Annotated in this window: 13 protein-coding genes and 2 rRNA genes; 7 read left to right on the top strand and 8 right to left on the bottom strand. The window is 70.9% G+C overall.

Going from position 1 to position 15,735, the window contains the following annotated elements; translation table 11 throughout:
- The 3 genes from ACFXBC_RS29535 to ACFXBC_RS29525 form a co-directional block, all read left to right on the top strand.
- Window positions 1-73, top strand: a 23S ribosomal RNA gene (locus ACFXBC_RS29535); the annotation flags it as partial.
- A 77-nt stretch (window positions 74-150) separates the two neighbouring features.
- Window positions 151-267: ribosomal RNA gene (gene rrf, locus ACFXBC_RS29530) — 5S ribosomal RNA — on the top strand.
- 129 nt (window positions 268-396) lie between these two features.
- Window positions 397-969, top strand: coding sequence for a GNAT family N-acetyltransferase (locus ACFXBC_RS29525; RefSeq protein ID WP_385031106.1), 573 nt, complete (start codon window positions 397-399; stop codon window positions 967-969).
- On the opposite strand, the gene ACFXBC_RS29520 is transcribed toward ACFXBC_RS29525, so the two are convergent.
- Together ACFXBC_RS29520 and ACFXBC_RS29515 are read right to left on the bottom strand one after the other, a co-directional pair.
- Entirely contained in the window at window positions 882-1,859 is a 978-nt protein-coding gene (locus ACFXBC_RS29520) for a hypothetical protein (RefSeq protein WP_385031112.1), read from the bottom strand. The two genes, ACFXBC_RS29525 and ACFXBC_RS29520, sit on opposite strands and share 88 nt — an antisense overlap.
- A gap of 5 nt (window positions 1,860-1,864) precedes the next feature.
- Window positions 1,865-2,494 (bottom strand): papain-like cysteine protease family protein, encoded by a 630-nt coding sequence (locus ACFXBC_RS29515; RefSeq protein ID WP_385031103.1) that lies wholly within the window; start codon window positions 2,492-2,494, stop codon window positions 1,865-1,867.
- Between the two features lie 229 nt (window positions 2,495-2,723).
- Here ACFXBC_RS29515 and ACFXBC_RS29510 point away from each other — a divergent pair, with 229 nt between their 5' ends.
- On the top strand, window positions 2,724-3,710 hold the full coding sequence (locus ACFXBC_RS29510) for a hypothetical protein (protein ID WP_385031100.1): 987 nt from the start codon (window positions 2,724-2,726) through the stop codon (window positions 3,708-3,710).
- 64 nt (window positions 3,711-3,774) lie between these two features.
- Here ACFXBC_RS29510 and ACFXBC_RS29505 read toward each other — a convergent pair whose 3' ends face one another.
- The 6 genes from ACFXBC_RS29505 to ACFXBC_RS29480 form a co-directional block, all read right to left on the bottom strand.
- Window positions 3,775-5,748, bottom strand: a complete 1,974-nt coding sequence (locus ACFXBC_RS29505) for a type VI secretion protein (RefSeq protein WP_385031097.1) — start codon at window positions 5,746-5,748, stop codon at window positions 3,775-3,777.
- A 1-nt stretch (window position 5,749) separates the two neighbouring features.
- A complete protein-coding gene (locus ACFXBC_RS29500; RefSeq protein ID WP_385031094.1) occupies window positions 5,750-7,162 on the bottom strand; it encodes an ATP-binding protein in 1,413 nt (470 codons plus the stop codon).
- A gap of 10 nt (window positions 7,163-7,172) precedes the next feature.
- Window positions 7,173-8,723, bottom strand: a complete 1,551-nt coding sequence (locus tag ACFXBC_RS29495; protein ID WP_385031091.1) for an SCO6880 family protein — start codon at window positions 8,721-8,723, stop codon at window positions 7,173-7,175.
- Window positions 8,720-10,075, bottom strand: coding sequence for a hypothetical protein (locus ACFXBC_RS29490; RefSeq protein ID WP_385031088.1), 1,356 nt, complete (start codon window positions 10,073-10,075; stop codon window positions 8,720-8,722). The genes ACFXBC_RS29495 and ACFXBC_RS29490 overlap by 4 nt, the downstream gene beginning before the upstream one ends.
- On the bottom strand, window positions 10,065-10,925 hold the full coding sequence (locus ACFXBC_RS29485) for a hypothetical protein (RefSeq protein ID WP_385031085.1): 861 nt from the start codon (window positions 10,923-10,925) through the stop codon (window positions 10,065-10,067). Before ACFXBC_RS29485 ends, ACFXBC_RS29490 begins: the two co-directional genes overlap by 11 nt.
- Before the next feature lie 156 nt (window positions 10,926-11,081).
- On the bottom strand, window positions 11,082-11,390 hold the full coding sequence (locus ACFXBC_RS29480; protein WP_164265700.1) for a hypothetical protein: 309 nt from the start codon (window positions 11,388-11,390) through the stop codon (window positions 11,082-11,084).
- A gap of 485 nt (window positions 11,391-11,875) precedes the next feature.
- On the opposite strand from ACFXBC_RS29480, the gene ACFXBC_RS29475 reads away from it, so the two are divergent.
- The 3 genes from ACFXBC_RS29475 to ACFXBC_RS29465 all read left to right on the top strand — a co-directional run bounded on the left by ACFXBC_RS29475 (window position 11,876) and on the right by ACFXBC_RS29465 (window position 15,541).
- Window positions 11,876-13,132 carry a hypothetical protein gene (locus ACFXBC_RS29475; protein ID WP_385031082.1) on the top strand — a complete coding sequence of 419 codons (1,257 nt, stop codon included), beginning with the start codon at window positions 11,876-11,878 and terminating at the stop codon, window positions 13,130-13,132.
- A gap of 420 nt (window positions 13,133-13,552) precedes the next feature.
- Window positions 13,553-14,560 carry an NlpC/P60 family protein gene (locus ACFXBC_RS29470; RefSeq protein WP_385031079.1) on the top strand — a complete coding sequence of 336 codons (1,008 nt, stop codon included), beginning with the start codon at window positions 13,553-13,555 and terminating at the stop codon, window positions 14,558-14,560.
- A gap of 276 nt (window positions 14,561-14,836) precedes the next feature.
- Entirely contained in the window at window positions 14,837-15,541 is a 705-nt protein-coding gene (locus tag ACFXBC_RS29465) for a phosphatase PAP2 family protein (RefSeq protein ID WP_385031076.1), read from the top strand.
- Window positions 15,542-15,735: the final 194 nt, after the last annotated feature.

The following is a 15,735-nucleotide window of genomic DNA, read 5'->3' as shown; positions in this document are numbered from 1 at the left end:
GTTGATAGGCCAGATGTGGAAGCCCGGTAACGGGTGGAGCTGACTGGTACTAATAGGCCGAGGGCTTGTCCTCAGTTGCTCGCGTCCACTGTGTTAGTTCTGAAATAACGAACGACCGTGTCAACACCGGTGTTGTTTATTTCATAGTGTTTCGGTGGTCATTGCGTTAGGGAAACGCCCGGTTACATTCCGAACCCGGAAGCTAAGCCTTTCAGCGCCGATGGTACTGCAGGGGGGACCCTGTGGGAGAGTAGGACGCCGCCGAACAATTTTTGGCCTCAGCCCCGGACCGTTATGGTCCGGGGCTGAGGCATTTCTGCGTCCACATGCAGTTCATACACCGGGTGCCGTCATATTCATGTGCGGTTCTGCGGACTTGTCTGGCAGGATCCCGGCATGGACGACGTCATACGCCCCGTACGGGCTGACGAGTGGCGCAAGGCCAAGGAGTTGCGGCTGGCCGCTCTCCAGGACCCTGCGGCCCCTCTTGCCTTTCTGGAAACCTATGAAGCGGCCATCGCCCGCCCTGATTCCTTCTGGCAGGACCGGGCGGCAGGGACCTCGCACGGGGGTGCCGCACGGCAGTTCATCGCGGAGAGCCCCGACGGGGTGTGGTCCGGCTCGGTGGTCGTGCTGGTCGAGCCCGTCGGGGCCGAGGGAATCTTCGGCGAAGTGAGCGCCGTACCGCAGGCGCACCTGGTCGCTGTGTACGTACGGCCAGAGTTCCGTGGGGTGGGTCTCACTCAGGAGCTCTTCCGGGTGGCGATGGAGTGGGCCTGGACGCTGGAGGAGCCGCGGGTCGAGCGGGTGCGGCTCTTCGTGCACCAGGACAACGGGCGGGCCGCCGGCTTCTACCGGAAGATCGGGTTCGTACCGACCGGTTACTCGGTCCCTGTCTCCGGCGAGACGGGCGAGACCGGCGCGACGGGCGAGTACGAGCTGGAGATGGCGGTCGCCCGCCCGGTGTGATGGGCGGTGCGGCGTACGAACAGGGCGCCGATGCCCAGGACGAGTGCGCCCGCGCCTCCCGCCAGCAGCGCTGTGCCGGCCAAACCGGATGGCGAGGCTGCGGTGGTCCGGGTCTCCGTCCTGGTGTGTGTCGCGGTGTGGTGGCTGTCGGTGTCGTCCGCGTAGCCGCCCGCTTCGCCCTTCTTCGCGTATGCGGAGCCCGGCAGCTTGTCGGCGTAGGCCTGGTGCACCCGGTGCTGGTAGGCGGCGAGTGTCGTTCCCCCGGCGCCGATCGCGCGTACGGCCTCGGTGTCCAGAGGCACGACCCTGGTGCCCTTGGTGGCGTACCAGGCGTTGATCTGGGGCTCTCGGAAGACGGTGCCGCCGGGGAGCGCGGCGGCACCCTTGGCCGCGTAGCGGGTCTCGTCGTCGCCGGTGGCGATGTTCACCACCTGCCAGGTGGAGCCCTGCGGGACGGTCCACACCGATGCCTTCCGGCCGTCGGCGGAGACCGCGGTGCTGGCCAGGAAGTCCAGCCGGGCTACCGGGGCGCCGGAGCGGGCTGCGACGAAGTCGGGGGAGAGTGTGTAGACGGGCACGGCCCGGCCCTTGATCTGCGGAACCGGGCCGTCGGCTGACGCTGCCGAGTGGGACTGGGCGCCTTGGGCGCCGGAGCTGGCGAAGAAGCGCGCCAGGGTGCCGATCGTGGCCGGGGCCGTGGCCGCCCGCTGGGCGGCGCTGCGGCCGGCCGCCGAGTCGGTGAGGCGCGGGGCGGGGGCGGTGGAGTGGTCGGCGGCCGATGCGCTGGGGGCCAGTGCGAGTACCGCGGTGGCCGCGGCCCCGGCGAGAGCCGCTCGCAGGACGGTGCGGCCGTGTGCGGCGGAGTCTGTGTGCGTACGGGGTCTCTGCATGGCGGTCACGCCCCGATCCGGTAGAGCGAGTGGGTCCAGGAGAACTCGTTGTTGCTGACGTACCAGTCGTGGGCCGCCCAGTTGTAGCGGTTGTCCGAGGGCCACGGGTCGCCCCAGTAGACCCAGTTGCTCGCCGTGTCGTACCCGTAGATCACGTTCATGTGCCCGCCGCCGCTCGACCACTGGATACGGTCGGCGATCGGGCGGCCGGCGTTGATCTCGGTCTGCACCGTGGAGTACTGGAGCCAGCCGGTGACATACGAACCCGGGTTGATACCGGCCCAGTCGAGGCCGGTCTGGACGTTGCCGAGGGTGGCCTGGTTGTTGGGGCAGTTGCCGTTCTGGCTTCGGTTGAAGGCGGCGTTGCAGAACTGGTTCTGGCTGTAGTTGCGGCCGTACCAGCCGGCGATGGTGTTGCCGCTCGCGGCCCAGCACCAGTTGGTCTGCTGCTGCTCCTGCATGGTGATGTTGAGGCGCTTGGCTCCCGCCAGCGCGGGTGCCGCGGTGGTGGACGAGTGGGCGGCCACCGGGCTGCTGGGTGCGGGGGCAGCTGCCGCTGTGGTGGTCGGCAGGGCGAGCAGGGCCGCCGCTGTGCCGATGACGGCCAGGGACAGCCGTCTGCTGTGGGTGCGCATCGCGTTCCTCCCGGAGTGGGGGTGGATTGGAGGAGTGCGTCCGGACGCTGTGGTGAGCATCGGGTGTTGTTGTGGGCGGGTCAACGCGGTTGAATACGCGAGGACACGGCTCTGTGAACGGCGCGTGGCCGGTTGTGAACGGCTCCCCTTCTCACCTGCGCGGATGGTTCGGGCCTGGGTGCTGTTCGGCCGGCCGCCGTGAATGTTCACCGGACCCGGAGGGGCGCTGATGAGACGGATCGTGGGACCGGATCCGGTGGCCGACGGTGCGGAACTCGCGCGCGTCCTGCGGACCGGGCCCTTCCCGCTGGCGCTGCGTACCGCCCTTGCCGTACGGGGGCTTCCGCTCCACCGCGTCCAGCACCATCTGGCGAGCCGGGGCGTCAAGGTCGGTGTGACGAGCCTGAGTTACTGGCAGCAGGGGGTGCGAAGGCCCCGGCGGGCCGAGTCGCTGCGGGCGGTGGGTGCGCTGGAGGAGGTGCTGCGGCTGCCGCCCGGTTCACTGGTGCGGCTGCTCGCGGACGGCGACGGCGGGCCCGCGGGCGGTGCACACGCAGGCGGTGGGCCGCGTGGGGCCGGGGGGCGGCCGCCCGCCCGTCCGTACCGTTCGCTCGTGGCGGGTGCGGCCGTACTGGAGGGGCTGCTCGCCGAGATGGAGAGCCCGGAGGACGGCGGGCTGCACACGGTGGGGCACCACGAGTCCGTACGGATCGGGGCGGACCGTCGGCTCGTCGGCCGCTCGTCGCAGCATGTGGTCCGCGCGCACCGGGACGGGGTCGACCGCTATGTGGCCATCCACCACGGGGACCCCGGCTGCGACCCCGGGCGGGTGGAGGTCCTGGCCGGGGAGAACTGCCGTACGGGGCGGGTGCGTTGGCGGCGGGAGACCGGGGTGGTCGTCGCCGAGCTGCTGTTCGACGCCCGGCTGAGGGCGGGGGAGACCTATGTGTTCGGGTACGGATTCGAGGACGGCACGGGCGGGCCCAGCAGTGAGTACGTACGCGGGTTCAGCTTCGCCGGTGGGCAGTACGTCCTTCAGGTGCGTTTCGACGAACGGGCGCTGCCGGTGCGGTGCCGGCGCTTCGTACAGGCATCGGCGGGGACGGCGCGGGGTGCACGTGAGGAACTGACGCTCAGTGGTCTGTACCGGTCCGTCCATACCGTGGAGCAGGAGGTACGGCCGGGGCGGGTGGGGATCGACTGGGACTGGGAGTAGGACGCTGGGGTTCGGGGCTTCGCCGGGGCCCGGTGGCGCGGGGCCCCGGCTGGTTCGGCCGGGTTCAGAAGGGTGTTGCTTCGGGCAGTTCCCGGTGGGGCCAGCGGGCGCGTGCCTGTTCACGTGAGCGGAGCAGCGCCAGCGGGTGCAGGCCGTGCGTCTGACCGGTGGTCAGCAGCTCCGGCAGCTGCGGGAGCGGGGCGACGGCGGCGATGTCGTCCAGGACGAGCGCCATTGGTGGGTCGAGCCGACCGTCAGTTGACCGTGCGGCCAAGCGGCGGCCGTGCTCGACCACGCTGGAGGCGAGTGCGGTGAGCAACGGCATGGCACCGGGGTGCGTGCGCGGATCCTCGATTGCTTCACCCACCACATAGAGGGTGCCCCCTTCATGGATGAATGATTCCAGCGTGACCGAATCGGTTCGGTTCGGTGTGCAGGCCTCGCGGATATGGACCGAGGAGAGCGCACTCAGCGCACGGGCCGTCAGCTCCTGTGCCATGTCCCGGCGTTCGGGGTACGCGGTGAGCGCAGACTCCAGGAGCCCGGCCGACCCGGAGCGGGCCCGTGGGTGGGTGCGCAGAATACGTACGGCCTCCTGGGCGGGACCGGCGCCCTGGGCCCAGCGGTGCACCTGCCGGAACGGACGGCCGTCGACGGCGGCGGCATGCAGCCAGCTGCGCAGGAGGGTCTCCGCGGTGTCGGCCATGGCCGAGTCGATCCGGGCGGCAGGCCGGACCGGTGCGAGCAGCGCGACGGCTCGGGCGGCCGCGGTGTCGGCGTCGTCGCAGCCGCTGGTGGGGGACCAGTGGAGGCGGGCGGGTGTGTCGCAGAGGTGGCCGGGGTCGTAGACGAGTACGGGGCCGAGCTTGGCCCGTGCGTCCTTGGTCTCGGCCCAGACGGCGGGCGATGAGGTGACGACGAGTGCGGGGCCCGCCGCGTCGCTCACGGCCTGGACCGCCGCGGCCCGGCGGTCCGCCACCGGCCCGAAGCGGACGAGGGGCGCCGGGAGCGGGGTCTCGGCCGGGACGGGGGCGATCACGGTGACCGGCGTGCCGGGGGTGGTCGGGGTGCTTGGGGTGGCCGGGGTGCTTGGGGTGGTGGGTGTGGCCGACGTGCTCGGGGTGACCCGCGTGCCCGGGTTGATCGGTGCGGCGGACGTGCTCGGTGTGGCCGGTGCGCTGGGTGCGCCCGGTGTGCCCGGGTTGATCGGTGTGGCCGGTGTGGCCGGTGCGCCCGATGTGGCCGGTGTGGGCGTGCTCGGGGCGGGGGTGGCTGTGGGGGCGGCCGTTGCAGGGGTTGCGGTGCCTGCGGGGATGGCCGCTGCAGGGGTGGCACTGCCCTCCGGGGGTGCGGTCCCGGCCGGGAGTCCGGGGGCCGGGTGCTGTTCGGTGCCCTGCGGTGGGTACGGCTCCCGGGGCTCGTACGGCTCGGTCGCCCGCTGCTCCGGTGATCTCGGGGGTGCCACGCGCGGGGTCACCGTGGGCTCCGGCTCCGGTCCTGTGCCGTCGGGGCCGGCCTGCGTCTCGCCGTACCGTGCGCCGTACGGGCCGCTCGTACCGTACGAACGGTCCGTACCGTACGGCCTGTCGGCGCCGGTCCCCTTCGCCGCTGTCCGGCGGGCGGCGCGCACCGCGCGCCAGCGGGTGAACGTGCCCAGGACGAACACGGTCAGCACCAGCAGGACCAGGACCTCGCCGATGAGCAGGCCCCAGAAGAGCCCGTACCCCGAGAGGCGGCCCGCCGGGGTGTCCGGCCAGGCGGTGGCGAGGTCCTTCGGGGAAGCGGCCAGTTCGCGCATGGCCACCGGGGTGTGCGAGACGGTCACCCCGTGCGGCCAGGCGCCGTGGGAGAACACCGCGGCGAGGCCCGTCGCCAGCCAGACCAGGAGGGTCAGGCCGAGCAGGAAGACGATCAGCGCGATCAGCAGCCCGTCCGGGATGCCGCGCGACTGCGAGCGGGACGGCCGGCGGTTGGGCGGGTGGTGCGGGTCGTGCTGCTCGTACGGCTGGTGGAGGCCGCGGTGCGGGGCGTCGCGCATATCAGGCCACCGTCGACTCTGAGGACTCGTTGAACTGCCGCTCGATCCTGGCCGCCCGTTCCTCCGCCTCCGTCTCCAGTTGGAGGGCCAGGGCGTCGTCGGCGTCCGGGGTCGAGGACTCGGTCATGGCGCGGTCGGTGAAGACCAGGGGGCGTTCGGCCTCGGTGATCAGGTGTTTGACGACCTGGACGTTGCCGTTGACGTCCCAGACCGCGATGCCGGGGGTGAGCGTGGGGATGATCTCGACGGCCCAGCGGGGCAGGCCGAGTACCCGGCCGGTGGCCCGTGCCTCGTCGGCCTTCTGGGCGTAGATCGTCCGGGTCGACGCCATCTTGAGGATGGCCGCCGCCTCCCGGGCCGCCGCGCCGTCCACCACGTCGGAGAGATGGTGGACCACCGCCACGAACGACAGGCCGAGCCGCCGCCCGAACTTCAGCAGGCGCTGGAAGAGCTGGGCCACGAACGGGCTGTTGATGATGTGCCAGGCCTCTTCGACCAGGAAGATGCGCTTCTTGCGGTCGGGGCGGATCCAGGTGTGTTCCAGCCAGACGCCGACGATCGCCATCAGGATGGGCATGGCGATGGAGTTGCGGTCGATGTGCGACAGGTCGAAGACGATGAGCGGGGCGTCCAGGTCGATGCCGACCGAGGTCGGGCCGTCGAACATGCCACGCAGGTCGCCGTCGACCAGGCGGTCCAGGACGAGCGCGACGTCCAGGCCCCAGGCCCGTACGTCGTCCGTACCGACGTTCATCGCCTCCGCGGACTCCGGTTCGGGGTGGCGGAGCTGTTCGACGATGTCGGTGAGGACGGGCTGGCGGTCGGTGATCGTCTCGTTGACGTAGGCGTGCGCCACCTTGAGCGCGAAGCCCGAGCGTTCGTCCAGGCCGTGGCCCATGGCGACTTCGATGATGGTGCGGAGCAGGGCGAGCTGGCCCGTGGTGGCGATGGCCGGATCCAGCGGGTTGAGCCGGATGCCGTCGTCGAGTGCGGCCATCGCGTCGAGCCGGATGGGGGTTATGCCCAGCTGCTGGGCGATGAGGGCCCATTCACCGGCGCCGTCCTCGCCCTGGGCGTCGAGTACCACGACCTGGCGGTCCTTGAAGCGCAGCTGGCGCAGGACGTACGTCTTCTCCAGCGAGGACTTGCCGTTGCCGGATTCGCCGAGCACCAGCCAGTGCGGGGCGGGCAGCTGCTGTCCGTAGAGCTGGAAGGGGTCGTAGATGTAGCCCTTGCCGGAGTAGACCTCGCGGCCGATGATCACGCCGGAGTCGCCGAGGCCGGGGGCGGCGGTCGGCAGATAGACCGCCTGGGCCTGGCCCGTCGACGTACGGACGGGGAGGCGGGTCGTCTCGACCTTGCCGAAGAGGAACGCGGCGAAGGCGTCGGTGACGGCTGACATCGGATCTCGCATCACAGGTCCCCTATCGGCGGATGCCGGTCGCGAACGGCAGCGTATTCACAAAGGCCCGGTGGTGCTCGCGGTCGCACCATTCGAGTTTGAGATACGACTTGCCGGCCGATGCGCGGATGGTCCGCTTGTCGCGGGCCAGTGCTTCGGGTGAGCGGGACGAGACCGTGATGTACCCGACCAGGTTGACGCCGGCCGCCCCGCTGGCGAGGTCCTCGCCGCGCTGGTCGAGGCGGCCGTGGGTGGCGACGTCGCGGGGGTCGACGGTCCGGTTCATCTTGGCGGCGCGGCTGGCCTCGGCCTCGTCGTTGGTCTTCTCGGTGAGCATGCGCTCGATGGCGACCTCGGTCGGTTCGAGGTCCATGCAGACCGCGACCGTACGGATCACGTCCGGGGTGTGGACGAGCAGCGGGGCGAGGAAGTTGACGCCGACGGGGGTCATCGGCCACTCCTTCACCCAGGCCGTGGCGTGACACCAGGGGGCGCGGGTGGAGGACTCGCGGGTCTTCGCCTGGAGGTAGGTGGGCTCCACGGCGTCGAGCTCGGCGGGCCAGGCGTTGCGCTTGGTCATGGCCTGGATGTGGTCGATGGGGTGGTCCGGGTCGTACATGGAGTGCACGAGCGAGGAGAGCCGTCCCTGGCCGAGGGGCTGGCGTACCCGGATGTCGGCCTCGGCGAGGCGGGCGCAGATGTCGGTGAGCTCGCGGGCCATGACGACGGCGAGTCCTGCGTCCTTGTCGAGGCGGCGGCCTCCGCTCGGCCGGGCGGCGCGGGCCATGGTGTGGGCCTCGGTGGCCAGTTCGCGGGTGAAGTGCATACAGGCCACCAGGTACGCGCGGTGCTGCTCGCTTGAGGTGGAGACCATGGAGGCGAGCTGGTCGTAGGAGTCCTGGAGCCAGCCGGGGGCGCGGGGGTCGCCGCGCTGGGCGACGTCCTTGGCGTGGGCGTCGGGGTCGGCGGGGAGGGTGCGGGCGAGGATCTGCAGGCGGGTGACGAATCCGTCGCCGTTGGCCACATGCTTGAGGAGGGTGCCGAACCGGTCCACCAGCGCTTCCTGGTCCTCCGAGTCGCGCAGGCCGACTCCCGGGCCCTCGATCTCGATGGCTGCGGTGACGGTGCGCCGGTCGGCGTGGAGCAGTACGGCGATCTCGTCGGGGCCGAAGGGGGCGGCCAGCCAGTTGATCCGGCCGATGCCGGGCGGCGGGCCGACCTCGACCTCGCGGCCGTCGAGCGCGACGCCCGCCTCCATGGTGGCGGAGCGGTAGGCGCTGCCGCGGCGCAGGGAGCGCTTGTAGCTGCGGTTGATCTCGAACCACTTGTAGAACGTGCGGTGCTTGTACGGGACGTAGACCACGGCGAGTGCCAGCAGCGGGAAGCCGGTCAGGGTCACGATGCGCAGGGGCAGGACGGGGACGAGGAGTCCGCACATCATGCCGAGGAAGGCGCCCGCGATGATCAGTGCGATCTCGCCCGTCTCGCGGTTCTTGCCGACGATCGCCGATGGCCGGGCGCGGCCGATCAGATACGTGCGGCGGGGCGCGACCGGCTGGGACTGGGTCGTCAACGCCCTCCTCCTCCTGTGCCGTTGTTGCGTGTGCTGTGGGTTCCTGAGCTGCTCGGCTTGTTACGGGGCGGGGAGGCGGCGTTGGGGATCTTCCCGCCGGTTCCGCCGCCGCTCTGGCCGCTCTGTCCGCCGGAGCCGCCGCGGCTGCTGTGGGCCGCCACGCCTCCGGAGACCGGGTTGGCGGGGCGTCCGCCGCCTCCGCCGCCGCTTCCGCTGTCGTTTCCGCCGCCGCCTCCGCCGCGGCTGCTGTGGGTCTTGATGCCCTGGGACACGAGTGCGGCGGGCGAGCTGATCATGGCGGCGGCCTGGGAGCCGTCGGTCGCGGACTTGCGGTTGGTGCGGGAGGCGGCGACCTCGTCACCGAAGCCGGGGACGAAGCGGTAGATCATGCCGCTGGCGAAGATGGCGAGCAGGATGATGGCAAGGCCGGAGACGACGGCCGAGAAGGAGTTCGGGCCCTTGCCGGACGAGAGCGCGCCGGCGAGGCCGAGCACGATGACGATGACCGGTTTGACCATGATTACCGCGATCATGATGCCGGCCCAGCGGCGGACGTGGCCCCACATGTTCTTGTCGACGAGGCCCGCGTAGACGACGGTGCCGAGGAGGGCGCCGGCGTACAGGAGGGCGGCGCGGATGACGAGTTCGAGCCAGAGGACGCCGGCGGCGAGGATCGACACCAGGGACGTGACGATCAGCATGATCGGGCCGCCGCCGATGTCGGAGCCCTTCTTGAGGGCTTCGGCGAAGGCGCCGAAGAACATGTCGTTCTTGCCGCCGGTGGCCGAGGCGATGACCTGGGTGACGCTGTCGGTCGCGGAGACCAGGGTGTAGAGGATCAGCGGGGTGAAGGCGGAGGCGATGACCGTCAGCCAGAGGAACCCGATGGCCTCGGAGAGCGCGGTGGTCAGGGGGACGCCGCGGACGGCGCGCTTGGCCACGGCGAGGAGCCAGAGGACCAGCGTGAGGATGGTGGAGGCGGCGAAGACGACGGCGTACTGGCGGAGGAAGGAGCTGTTGGTGAAGTCGACGTTGGCGGTGCTCTTCACCGCGTCGGAGAGCTTGCCGACGATCCAGGCGGCGGCGTCGGCGCAGCCCTTGGCGAGGGAGGAGAGGGGGTCGAGGGAGTCGGCCGGGGGGGTGTTGTTGGTGTGCGTACCGGAGCCGGCGTCGCCTTCGCAGATGTCGTGGGCGCGTCCGCGGATCAGGTCGCAGGCGCCGTTGCTCGCACCCGGGCTCGGAGTGGGTGACGGCGCGGCGGCCGCACGGGTCGCCAGCAGGACGGCGGCCGTCTGTACGGCTACGGCCAGGGAGGCCAGTGAGAGGGCGCGGCGGGAATGCTTACCTGGCATAAGTGAACCCTCCGAACTGTTTCACCGCGTCAGCCATGTCCTTGGCGCTGGAAGCGGTCTGGTCGCGGCCGACGGGCACCGGCCCGTCCTTCTGGCTGGAGCCCGTGACTCTCCAGTCGCCATTGATCCACTTCAGGTCGAAGGTGTTCGTGTACCAGCTCTCGGAGACCGGGTTGGTCGAGCCCGCGCCCGCCAGTCCGAAGAGCGAGGAGTACCAGACCGAGACGCTTGCGGTGTCCGTGGCGAATTTGACGGCCTTGGTGCCGACGGGGGCGGTGCGGGCGACGAAGGTCAGGCCCGCGGGAGCCGAGCCGTCCGCCTTGAGGCCGACGCTTGCGAGGAACTTCTGCCCCGAGTAGACCTTGTCGAGATCGCTCAGCTGGGCGGCCGCCACGTTGGGTGCGTACACCGCTTTCACGATGCGATGGCGGGTGTCCTCCTTGAACATGCCGTCAGAACCCAGCGCCACCGCGTAGTTCGCCGCCGCGCTCTGTGCCCCCTGGCTGGTGTGGGCGAAGCCGGAGGGGATGCCGCTGTTGTTGCCCGTGACCGGGGTGACGCCGGAGGCCGCCGTAGCGTTCGAACCGGGCTTCTTCGCTCCGTTGCTGTCCGAGGCCGAGTCGCCGCTGTCGTTTCCGTTGCCGCGGTTGGCGAAGGCGATGGCGGCGATGAGCAGCACCACGACGCCCACGACCGTGACGAGGGAGCGTGAGGCGCGTACGGGGCGTCTGGCGCCACCGTACGGATCGCCCTCGCCCTCCGGCAGGCGGGTGCGGGTCTGGCCCGATCCGCCCATGCCGTCGGACCGCCCCGCGTCGCTGCCGTAGTTGTTCTCGTCTCCGAGACTCATGCCGCGGACGTCCCCTCAACCGTGTGCCGTGTTGTGCAGTACGACGGTAACTGTGCTGGTTCCCGTACGGGCGGGCTGTGGTGACTCGACATCAGCGATGCGCAACCTCTGGGTGGGCCGGGCACGCCCGGGGTGTGCGGGACGGATGATGCGGGGTCAGACGGCCATGCCGTAGACGATGGTGAAGACCGTGCCCAGCGAGCCGATGATGAAGACGCCGGTGAGTCCGGCGACGATCAGGCCCTTGCCCTGTTCCGCGCTGAAGGTGTCCCGCAGGGCGGTGGCGCCGATACGCTGCTTGGCCGCACCCCAGATCGCGATGCCGAGGCAGAGGAGGATGGCGACCGCCATCACGACCTCGACCATGATCCGTGCCTCGTTGCCGAGACTGCCGAACGGCCCCCAGTTGGGGGCGATTCCGCCGATGATGGTGCTGATGTCGCCCTTGTCGGCTGCCAGGTTCATGTAACTCACCGCCCCTATCGGGTAGTTCGTGCCCATGCTCCGGTGCAGGGGTCACGCCCTATCTTCGCTGATGAAACAGCCCCCGTGTGTAACCCGGCGGCTCTCTTTACCCGCATGCCCATACATTTGTCCGAACAGACTGCTCTGACCTGCGGCGCGGACTCGTGTTCGGTCGAACACGCATGGTTACTCTGTGTATCACGGGGGGTGACGCCGGGCAATGACGCCGCTGCGGGAGAGCTCGGCGAACCGGAGGGCGGGCCGTCCCTTCGCGGCGGATCCGTACGGCGGTCCGTACGGCGGATCCATACGGCGGTCCGTGCGGCGGGTGCGCCCCGCCCTGTTCTTCGGCCGTGCGGGTGCAGGCGCCGCGGTCGGGCCGTGTGCCTCGCACCGAGCCGTACGGGGGTGTGCTGAGGTGCCCGCGGGGCTGCCCCGCTGACCGGTCCGGCGGCTCTGCCACCGCGAGACTCGGAGGACATCCCATGGCTGAGCAGTCCCGGCGCACCTTTCTCAGGCAGGTTTCCGCGGGTGGTGCGGTAACGGGCGCCGCCGCCTTCGTCCCCGCGCTGCTGGGCGGCGCACACAGGGCCGCGTCCGCCGGGACCGCCCGGCAGGAGCCGGCGCGGGGAACGGCGCAGGGGCCCATCCCCAACCCGGGGCCCGCCCGCCCGGCCCGGGGCGCGTCCCACCGGTTTGCCGCTCCCGGTGTGCGGTACACGGTGCGGGTGAACATGCCCGCGGGGACGGTCGGCCGGCTGCGGTCGGCCGGTCACCGGCTGCTGATGTTCAAGGCCGTGCAGAGCGAGCAGAGCACCGGGGGGCTGCCCGTGCTGTGGAGCTCCATGAGCGGATACACGGCCCGGACCGAACTGTCCTGGGCCGAGGAGTACTACGCCTTCGTCACGACCGGCGAGGACCCGGCCGGGGCGAGGCTCGCGGGTGTGGACCTCACCCGGGTCTCGCTGGGGCAGACCCTCGACGTCGGGCCGGAGACGCGCTCCACCGTCGTCGGCGGGGGTACGCCGGGGGCGGTCACCATTTCGGACACCACGGCGACCCCGCTCTCGTGCGGTCTGGCGCAGCCCGCGCCGGGGGGCGGCGCCCCGGTGCCGGTCTGTGCGCTCCCGCTGGCCGGGCGGGGCCAGAACGTCATCCTCCCGCTGGGCCAGGTGGTCCTCGCCTTCGCGGCGGATCCGGCGGCGCCCGGGTCGGTGGTGAAGGCCGCCCCGGGGCCCGCGGTCCAGGTCGACCTGGACCGGATGAGCCCGGCGGACCTGTCGTACGACGCCGAATCCGGCTGGTCCTGGGACGGTGACTTCGCCGCGCTGGTGCCGCGCGGCGGGTTCGTCCCCGCGCTCGTCCACCCCGCGCCCGGCGGCCGGCTGGGCGGTGGTGCGGGCAGCGGAACTCCGGTCAGCGGCATCACGGTGCGGACGGTGCGGGGGCCCCGCCCGGGATCCGGTTCCGGGCCGGGCGCTGCGGCGGGGATGACGGCCGGTCCGCTGGCCGCCGTCGCCAAGTCCGGTACGGAGACCGGTACGACGATCACCTGCTCGCTGGAGCCGGACAGCCGGGTCGTCCTGCACGGGACGTACATCGTCGAGTACCGCAGGCCCGGCGATGGCAGCGGCCGTGCGGACGGCCGGAGGGCGCTGGTGAAGTGCACTTCCGTGCCGGTCGTGCGCGGTGGTGCATACACCTTCAGGAAGCTGCGGCAGGGCGGTGCGGGGGGCCGCTGAGACGGGCCGCTGGGGCGACCTCGGGGGCGGCCGCTGAGGCGACCTCCGAGGCGACCTCCGAGGCGGCCACTGAGCCGGCCACTGAAACGGGCGCTGACAGGCCGTGGTACGGGCCAACGCCCCTTGCTCGGCGCCCGGGCGGCTGAAAAAGTGGGCCCGGTGGATGCACTCAGACCTCAGGACCCGTCACGGATCGGCGCGTACGCACTGTTCGCCAGGCTCGGGGCCCGTGGCATGGGCCGGATCCCTCCCGTGCGGGGGAGCGTCGAGGACAGCATTCAGGACTCGGCCGACCCCGGGGACGGGGCCGTCGTCTTCTCCCACATCGAATCGACCCCAACGGACTACGCCGGCATCAGCTGTTCGGGCTTCCGGGTAAAGAAGGCAGTGAACCGGGGCCGAATGGGGGAGGGTTGAGGGATGCGCAAAGTCTGGGTCGTGGGCGGGATCGGGTTCGGGGCGAGTCTGGGCTTCGTCGGCCTGCTCGTCTTCGGTACGTATTCCGCTGCCGCCGGAATCGGCAGCAGCGCCGAGTCCGGCGTCGCGCTGGCCAAGGGAGCCGTGCCGAGCGCTTATCAGACGACCGTGCAGAAGTGGGGCAATCTCTGTCCCGCGCTCAACCCGGCCTTGCTCGCGGCCCAGTTGTACCAGGAGAGCGGCTGGGACCCGACGGCCAAGAGCCCGGCGAACGCGCAGGGGATGGCCCAGTTCATTCCCAGCACCTGGGCGACGCACGGGGTCGATGGGAACGGCGACGGCAAGAAGGACATCTGGGATCCGGCCGACGCGATTCCGTCAGCCGCTTCGTACGACTGCGAACTGGCCGGATACGTCAAGAACGTGCCGGGCAATCAGAGCGACAACATGCTCGCCGCGTACAACGCGGGGTCGTACGCCGTCATCCAGCACGGCGGGGTCCCGCCGTACCGGGAGACCCAGAACTACGTCAAGGTCATCCGCACCCTGCAGAAGAGTTTCGCGCAGCCGGTCAACGGGGTGGCCGCCTCGCAGCAGGCCGCAGCGGCCATTTACTACGCGCAGCAGAAGCTCGGTACGCCCTATCTCTGGGGCGGGACCGGTACCGCGGGGCAGGGTGGGCGGTTCGACTGTTCGGGGCTGACTCAGGCCGCTTACCGCAGTGTCGGGATCACGCTGCCCCGGGTGGCCAACGACCAGTACAACGCGGGGGAACACCCCTCCAGGGACCAACTGCTCCCGGGGGACCTGGTGTTCTTCTCGAACGATCTGTCCAACTCCCGTGCCATTCACCACGTGGGGCTGTACGTGGGCGGCGGGTACATGATCGACGCGCCGTACACCGGGTCCGTGATCCGGTTCGACAAGATCGACTCGCCGGACTACTTCGGGGCCACCCGGGTCACCCAGGATGGCGCGAAAGCACTCCCCAAAACCCCCTCGAAAGCCTGAGACGCTCCGTCGCCTGGCTTGAACTCACTGTGACACCGGTCGCTCTGAGCTGCGACGATGAGTCACTCTTCGATAACGTCCTGGTGATCTTTCGGTGGAGAGCGGAACGCCGCGGGCGCGCGGGGCGTTCCCTTGTCCGGGACGACTTTCCCGGATGACCGTCCGGGACGGCTGTCCGGGATGACAACGAGCGCGCACTGACCGCGGGGGTTGGCAGAGCGGCCTGCACGGACGCGGGCCGCACGGTGGAGCGAAGGCAGAGGCAAGGGGCAGCGAATGGCTGGGCTCGCAAGTGATGGGTCGAACCCTGATGTCCGATTGCTCTACGACGTCAACGGCCTCGCCAGGTCGGCCCCCGGCTGGGCGGACCGGGCCATGGAGTTCATCGGCGAGTACGGGATTCTGCTCGCGGTGGTGCTGCTTGTGCTGGGGTGCTGGTGGAGTGTGCGCAGGCGGCCGGAGGCCGAGTCGGCCGTGACGGCTGTCGCCGCCGTCGTCTGGGCCCCGCTGGCCGCCGGGATCGCGGTTCTGGTGAACGTACCGATCCGGGGATTCGTGCGGCGGGCACGGCCGTTCGTCGACCACCAGGGGCTCGATGTCCTGGTGAAGGGCAAGACCGACTTCTCCTTCGTGAGCGATCACGCGACGCTGGCCATGGCGATCGGGGCCGGACTCTTCGTGGCGCACCGGAAGTTCGGGCTCGCCGCGATCGGGCTCGCGCTGGCCGAAGGGTTCTGCCGGGTCTTCATGGGCGTGCACTACCCGACCGATGTGGTCGGCGGGTTCGCGCTGGGGACGGCGGTGACGCTGCTGCTCTCGCCGCTTGCGATGGCGCTGCTGACCCCGCTGGTGCGGGCGGTGGCCCGCTCCGAGCGGGGGCGGGTGCTGGTGCGGTCGCGGCGGGTACGGAGGGTGGCGGCTGCCGCGGTGGAGATTCCTGAGGCGCGGTCGGAGTCGGGGCGGAACGATCTGGCCGCGTGACAGGGGTCCGGGTTGCGGGCGGGGGTTGCGGGATGCGGTGTGCGCGTGCGGGGTGTGCGCGTGGGGGTTTCTCGGGGGTCCGCCCCGGGCCCCGGTCCTCAATCTCCCCCGGCTAAAGCAGGGAGGTGCCCCCCGCCGGGCGGGATTTTTGCTCGGGCGGTGGTTTGGGGCGGGGGGGGGGGGGGCGGGGGTTT

Source organism: Streptomyces sp. NPDC059398 (genome assembly GCF_042751845.1).
In the GTDB taxonomy this organism is placed as follows: Bacteria; Actinomycetota; Actinomycetes; order Streptomycetales; family Streptomycetaceae; genus Streptomyces.
This window is presented reverse-complemented; position numbering and strand designations above follow the sequence as displayed.